Source organism: Bordetella petrii, assembly GCF_020991325.1.
GTDB classification, from domain to species: domain Bacteria; phylum Pseudomonadota; class Gammaproteobacteria; order Burkholderiales; family Burkholderiaceae_B; genus Bordetella_A; species Bordetella_A petrii_E.
On record NZ_JAJMLX010000260.1, the window covers coordinates 1 to 6,296 of the forward strand.

The window sequence follows — 6,296 nt, forward strand, 5'->3', positions numbered from 1 at the left end:
TGTTCGCCGACACCCCGGCGGCGCGCGCCTGGCATGCCGCCGAGGGCGCGCCGGATGCCGCGGCGTTCCTGGCCGATGGCGATATCGATCATGCGGTATTCCATGGCGTGCTGTTCGAAGGAGACGGCGATGCCCTGCGCGCATGGAACGAACGCATCGCGGCGCGCGGCGGCCCCATCCTGGCGGTACAGGGTTTGACGCCGGACGCCCTGGCGGCAGGGGCCGCCTACAGCCTGGAGCAATTGGTGAAAGAGTGCTCGGTCAGCGTCAATACGGCAGCGGCCGGCGGCAACGCCAGCCTGATGTCGATAGGTTGATTCCATGCATGCCGCAACATATTGGGTTACCCGGAGAGACACGGGTTATCTCCAATAGCCCCGAGGTTGCACCTGATCGACAATTCGGTGCAACTTTTGGGGTAACCCTTGGCAAGGGGACACCGTGGCGGCACCGGCACCCGGTGCCGATCGAAGTTTGCAACGAATAAAGGGCATCCGCGCCACGAGTAGCGGCATGTTCTTATGCCAAGCCATTCACACAGGAGGGTTTACATGAAATTCGCATTTTCCCGTCCGGCCCTGGCGGCCGCCTTGTCCGCGGCCTGCCTGCTGGGCACCGCGCATGCCGAAGACATCAAGTTCGGCTTCGCCGCGCCGCTGACCGGCCCGCAATCGCACTATGGCGAAGACATGCAGAACGGTCTGACCCTGGCGCTGGAAGAAGCCAACAAAAAGGGCATCAAGATCGATGGCGATACCGCCAAGTTCATCCTGGTGTCGCGCGACGACCAGGCCGACCCGCGCACCGCGGTGCAGGTGGCCCAACAACTGGTGGACGAAGAGGTCGACGGCATCCTGGGCCACTTCAATTCCGGCACCACCATTCCGGCGTCCCGCGTGTACAACGAGGCCGGCCTGCCGCAGATCGCCATGGCCACGTCGCCCGAATACACCAACCAGGGTTACGACACTACCTTCCGCATGATGACCAGCGACACGCAGCAGGGCGCCGCGGTGGGCCAGTTCATTGTGCAGAACCTGAAGGCCAAGAAGGTTGCCATCATCGACGACCGCACGGCCTACGGCCAGGGTTTGGCCGACGAAGTCGAGAAGGCCGTCAAGAAGGCGGGCGGCGAGATCGTGCGCCGCGAATACACCACCGACAAGGCGAACGACTTCACGTCGATTCTCACCAACATCAAGGCCGCCGGCCCGGACGCCATTTTCTACGGCGGCCTGGACGCGCAATCCGGCCCGATGAAGCGGCAACTGGTCAGCCTGGGCCTGAAGGCGCCGCTGGTGTCTGGCGAAATGACCCGCAGCGACACGTTTATCAAGCTGGCCGGCGACGCGGCCGACGGCACCTACGCTTCGCTGGCGGGCGTGCCGCTGGAAAAGATGGCGGCGGGCAAGGATTTCGCCCAGCGCTATGAGGCTCGCTTCAAGAAGGCTCCCGGCGTGTACGCGCCTTACGCCTACGACGGCGCCTGGAACATGATCGCCGCCATCGAGAAGGCCGGGTCGGCCGATCCGGCCGACTACCTGCCCGAACTGGCCAAGCTGCAGCGCAAGGGCGCCACCAGCGAACACATCGCCTACGATGCGAAGGGCGATCTGAAAGAAATCTCGGTCACCATTTACGAAGTCAAGAACGGCAAATGGGAAATGGTCGAGACCATGGTAAGCCAGGCCAACTGACAGGCTGGCACGTACACCGCGCGGGCGCCCGACGCCCGCGCGGTGCATGACAGCTGCGCGGCATCACGCCCGCGGCGCGGCTTTTTCCTTCTTGAGCACCCGGCTGGCTCGGCGCCCCTATGGACATCTTCATACAACAACTCATCAATGGCCTGACACTGGGCAGCGTCTATGCGCTGGTCGCGCTGGGCTACACGATGGTGTACGGCATCATCGGGTTGATCAATTTCGCGCACGGCGACGTGGTCATGATAGGGGCCATGGCGGCCACCATGATCGCGGCGGCCCTGGTGGGAGGCGACCCCACCGTGTCCGCCTTTGCCGTGCTGGGCGCGGGCCTGCTGGTGTCGGTGCCGCTGTGCATGGCGGTGGGCTGGACGGCGGAACGCGTGGCCTATCGGCCCCTGCGGCGCGCCCCGCGCCTGGCGGCCCTGATCACCGCCATCGGGGTTTCCATCATTCTGCAGAACCTGGCCATGATGATCTGGGGCCGCAATTACCTGAATTTTCCGCAGGTGCTGCAGCCGCAGGTATTCGAGCTGGCAGGGGCGCGCATGAGCTCGCTGCAGATGGCCATCGTGCTGATCGCGGCGCTGATCATGGGTGCGCTGCTGGCCGTGGTGCACAAGACCCGGCTGGGCACCGCCATGCGGGCCACGGCGCAGAACCGCGAGGTGGCGGGCCTGATGGGGGTGAATATCAACACCGTCATTTCCGCGGCTTTCCTGATCGGTTCGGCGCTGGCGGCCGTGGCAGGCATGATGGTCACCACCTATTACGGCGTGGCGCAATACACCATGGGCTTCATGCTGGGCCTGAAGGCCTTCACGGCCGCGGTGCTGGGCGGCATCGGCAACCTGGTGGGGGCCATGGCCGGCGGCCTGCTGCTGGGCATTATCGAATCGCTGGGCGCCGGCTATATCGGCGACCTGACCGGCGGGTTCCTGGGCAGCCACTACCAGGATGTATTTGCCTTTATCGTGCTAGTGCTGGTGCTGATCTTCCGGCCCTCGGGCCTGCTGGGCGAACGCGTGGGAGATCGCGCATGAACGCCATACTCAAGAAAAACGGATTGTCCGGGCGCAGCCTGCTGGGCGTGGTGCTGCTCGGCGTGGCGCTGGCGGTGCTGCCGTTCGTGCTGGGCATGGCGGGCCAGAGCTGGGTGCGCATCCTGAATTTCGCGCTGCTGTATGTGATGCTGGCGCTGGGCCTGAACATCGTGGTGGGCTTTGCCGGCCTGCTGGACCTGGGCTACATCGCGTTCTACGCGGTGGGCGCCTACACCTGGGCGCTGCTGGCCTCGCCCCATTTCGGCCTGCACCTGCCATTCTGGGCCATCCTGCCCATCAGCCTGGCGCTGGCCTGCGTGTTCGGGGTGCTGCTGGGCGCGCCCACATTGAAGCTGAGGGGCGATTACCTGGCCATCGTCACCCTGGGGTTTGGCGAGATTATCCGCATTTTCCTTAACAACCTGAATGCGCCGGTCAACATCACCAACGGCCCGCAGGGCATCAACCGCATCGATGGTTTCAAGGTGGGCGAATTCATGTTCGGGCGTTCCGAGACGCTGCTGGGCATGCGCGTGACCGGACCCGAAAAGTACTACTACCTGCTGCTGGCCATCACGCTGCTGATTGTCCTGGTGTGCCTGCGCCTGCAGAACTCGCGCATCGGGCGCGCCTGGGAAGCCATCCGCGAAGACGAAATCGCCGCCAAGGCCATGGGCATCAACACCCGCAACGTGAAGCTGTTGGCCTTCGCCATGGGCGCTTCGTTCGGCGGCGTGGCGGGCGCAATGTTCGCGTCCATGCAGGGCTTTGTCAGCCCGGAAAGCTTCAGCCTCACGGAATCCATCTCGGTGCTATGCATGGTGGTGCTGGGCGGCATGGGCAATATCCCGGGCGTGATCCTGGGCGCCATCCTGCTGGCCGCCTTGCCCGAGTTCCTGCGCGCCGTGGTCGAGCCCGTGCAGCGGCTCGTGTTCGGCGAAGTGGTGCTGGATCCGGAGGGCATACGCATGCTGCTGTTCGGCCTGGCCATGGTGTGCGTCATGCTGTTCCGCCCGGCCGGCCTGTGGCCGTCGGCGGTGCGCAAGCGCGAGCTGGCGGGCACGACGGAGGGCCGGGCATGAGCATCATTCTGCAAGCGGAAGGGCTGGGCAAGCGATTCGGCGGCCTGAGGGCGTTGTCCGAGGTCAGCTTCGACATCCGCGAGGGCGAGATCTACGGCCTGATCGGCCCCAACGGCGCGGGGAAGACCACGCTGTTCAACGTGCTGACGGGGCTGTATATCCCGGAAGAGGGGCGCTGCGATTTCGACGGCGCGCCGCTCACGGGCCGCAAACCGCATGAGGTAGCGCAGGCAGGCCTGGCGCGCACATTCCAGAACATCCGGCTGTTCGCCAATCTCAGCGCGATCGAGAACGTCATGATCGGACGCCATGCGCGCACCCGCGCGGGCGTGCTGGGTGCCGTGCTGCGTACTCGCGCGCAACGCGCCGAAGAGGCCGCCATCGAGCGGCGCGCCCACGATCTGCTGGACTACGTGGGCATCGGAGCGCGCGCCAATGACGTGGCCCGTTCGTTGTCGTACGGCGACCAGCGCCGCCTGGAAATCGCCCGCGCGCTGGCCATCGAGCCCAAGTTACTGGCGCTGGACGAACCGGCCGCCGGGATGAACGCGTCGGAAACAGTGGTGCTGCGCCAACTGATCGAAAAAATCCGCCGCGACGGTGTCACGGTACTGCTGATCGAGCATGACATGAAGCTTGTCATGGGGCTGTGCGACCGCGTGCTGGTGCTGGAATACGGCAAGGTGCTGGCCATGGGCAAACCCGCCCAGGTACAGCGCGATCCCAAAGTGATCGAGGCTTATCTGGGCGCAGGCGCAGCGCACGATACGCCCGCGCCATCATCGGAGCAAGCGGCATCATGAGCGTGTCCCAACCCTTACTTGAATTGCGCGGACTGGAAGTCGCCTATGGCGGCATCCGCGCCGTGCGCGGCATCGACCTGCGCGTGGACGCCGGTGAACTGGTATGCCTGATCGGCGCCAACGGCGCGGGCAAGAGCACCACGCTGCGCGCCATTTGCGGCCTGGTGCCGCTGGCCGGTGGCGACGTGTTTTACAGCGGGGAATCGATCAACGGCCGCAAATCATTCGAACTGGTGCGGCGCGGCCTGGTGATGGTGCCCGAAGGCCGCGGCATTTTCGGCCAGTTGACCATCGAGGAAAACCTGGCGATGGGCGCCTACGTGCGGCGCGATACCGCCCAGGTGCGGCAGGACACCGAGCGCGTCTTCAACCTGTTTCCGCGCCTGGCCGAGCGCCGCCGGCAGGCCGCCGGCACCTTGTCGGGCGGCGAGCAGCAGATGGTGGCCATGGGCCGCGCCATGATCGCACGGCCGCGGCTGCTGCTGCTGGACGAGCCGTCCATGGGACTGGCGCCGCTGATGGTCGAGAAAGTGTTCGAGGTGGTGCGCGCCATTGCCGACGAAGGCGTCACCATCCTGCTGATCGAGCAGAACGCCAAGCTGGCACTGGAACACAGCCACCGCGGCTACGTGATGGAATCCGGCCTGATCAGCATGACTGGCGCCGGTCAGGATCTCCTGAGCGACCCGCGCGTGCGCGCTGCCTACCTGGGCGAGTGAGAGACGCGGCTGCGGCGGTTGCCGCAGTCTGCCGCCCCCCGAAAAGCACCGCATCGCGGTGCTTTTTTCATGCCGCGGAATGTTGCGTTTTGCTTCATTCTTGATAGCTATGCGCGCTTGCTGGAATTGCGCTAGAGTCCGATTCCATTCAAACCCCGCGGCAACGCCTTCCGGCCATGTTGAACACGCTCCAATCCCTGCCTGTTTCCCTGCAGACCATCCTGTTGCTGGTGGCCAGCAACATCTTCATGACCTTCGCCTGGTACGGGCACCTGAAGAACCTGGCGACTTCGCCCTGGTATGTGGCAGCGCTGGTGAGCTGGGGCATCGCTCTGTTCGAGTACCTGCTGCAGGTGCCGGCCAACCGGATCGGCCACACCCAGTTCTCGGTGGGGCAGCTGAAGATCATGCAGGAAGTGATCACGCTGACCGTGTTCGTCCCCTTTGCCGTCTGGTACATGGGCGAGCCCCTGAAATGGGACTACCTGTGGGCCGGGCTGTGCATGGTGGGCGCGGTGTATTTCATCTTCCGCAGCGCCTGAAGCAGGAGGACCCTGCCATCCGCACAGCAAAAAGCCCCTCGTGAGGGGCTTTTTGCATTCTGGCGCTCGGCGCGCCGGTGAGCGGAACCGGCTTCGGCGCGGCAGGCCGCTCAGAACCGGTACTGCACGCCGATCGAAGTCATGTCCACATCGGACTTGTCGTCCGCGAAGTGGAAGCGGTGGCGCTCCCATTCCAGCACGGCCGCCCATTGCGGGTTGAACGCCCAGCGCACGCCAGCGCCGTAGGAGAGGCCGAAACCATCGTCCTTGCCCGTGGTCACGCCGAAACCGCTGTTGCCGCTGGTACGGGTGCGGCCGTAGGTCGTACCGATCTTGCCGAACACATCGAACTGCTCGTTCAGGGGCGCGCGGCCTACCAGGCTCAGATTCAGGCCCTGCGCCTT

7 protein-coding genes and 1 pseudogene are annotated in these 6,296 nt (G+C 65.0%); 7 read left to right on the forward strand and 1 reads right to left on the reverse strand.

Annotated elements, in window-relative coordinates; translation table 11 throughout:
- The 7 genes and pseudogenes from LPZ50_RS20115 to LPZ50_RS20145 form a co-directional block, all read left to right on the forward strand.
- Positions 1-317: hypothetical protein (locus tag LPZ50_RS20115; protein WP_230664287.1), on the forward strand; the 317-nt coding region annotated here is incomplete at its 5' end.
- A 234-nt stretch (positions 318-551) separates the two neighbouring features.
- Positions 552-1,697 (forward strand): branched-chain amino acid ABC transporter substrate-binding protein, encoded by a 1,146-nt coding sequence (locus LPZ50_RS20120; protein ID WP_230664291.1) that lies wholly within the window; start codon positions 552-554, stop codon positions 1,695-1,697.
- 197 nt (positions 1,698-1,894) lie between these two features.
- Positions 1,895-2,746: a branched-chain amino acid ABC transporter permease gene (locus LPZ50_RS20125; protein ID WP_419195619.1), complete on the forward strand. Its 852-nt coding sequence runs from the start codon at positions 1,895-1,897 to the stop codon at positions 2,744-2,746.
- Positions 2,743-3,828 (forward strand): ABC transporter permease subunit, encoded by a 1,086-nt coding sequence (locus LPZ50_RS20130; RefSeq protein WP_230664297.1) that lies wholly within the window; start codon positions 2,743-2,745, stop codon positions 3,826-3,828. The genes LPZ50_RS20125 and LPZ50_RS20130 overlap by 4 nt, the downstream gene beginning before the upstream one ends.
- Positions 3,825-4,631, forward strand: a complete 807-nt coding sequence (locus tag LPZ50_RS20135) for an ABC transporter ATP-binding protein (RefSeq protein WP_230664300.1) — start codon at positions 3,825-3,827, stop codon at positions 4,629-4,631. The genes LPZ50_RS20130 and LPZ50_RS20135 overlap by 4 nt, the downstream gene beginning before the upstream one ends.
- Positions 4,628-5,350: an ABC transporter ATP-binding protein gene (locus LPZ50_RS20140; protein ID WP_230664304.1), complete on the forward strand. Its 723-nt coding sequence runs from the start codon at positions 4,628-4,630 to the stop codon at positions 5,348-5,350. Before LPZ50_RS20135 ends, LPZ50_RS20140 begins: the two co-directional genes overlap by 4 nt.
- A 122-nt stretch (positions 5,351-5,472) precedes the next feature.
- Positions 5,473-5,892, forward strand: a pseudogene (locus LPZ50_RS20145) (DMT family protein); the annotation flags it as partial.
- Between the two features lie 110 nt (positions 5,893-6,002).
- Here the strand turns inward: LPZ50_RS20145 and LPZ50_RS20150 are convergent.
- A partial coding sequence (locus LPZ50_RS20150) for an outer membrane beta-barrel protein (RefSeq protein WP_230664308.1) occupies positions 6,003-6,296 on the reverse strand: 294 nt, incomplete at its 5' end.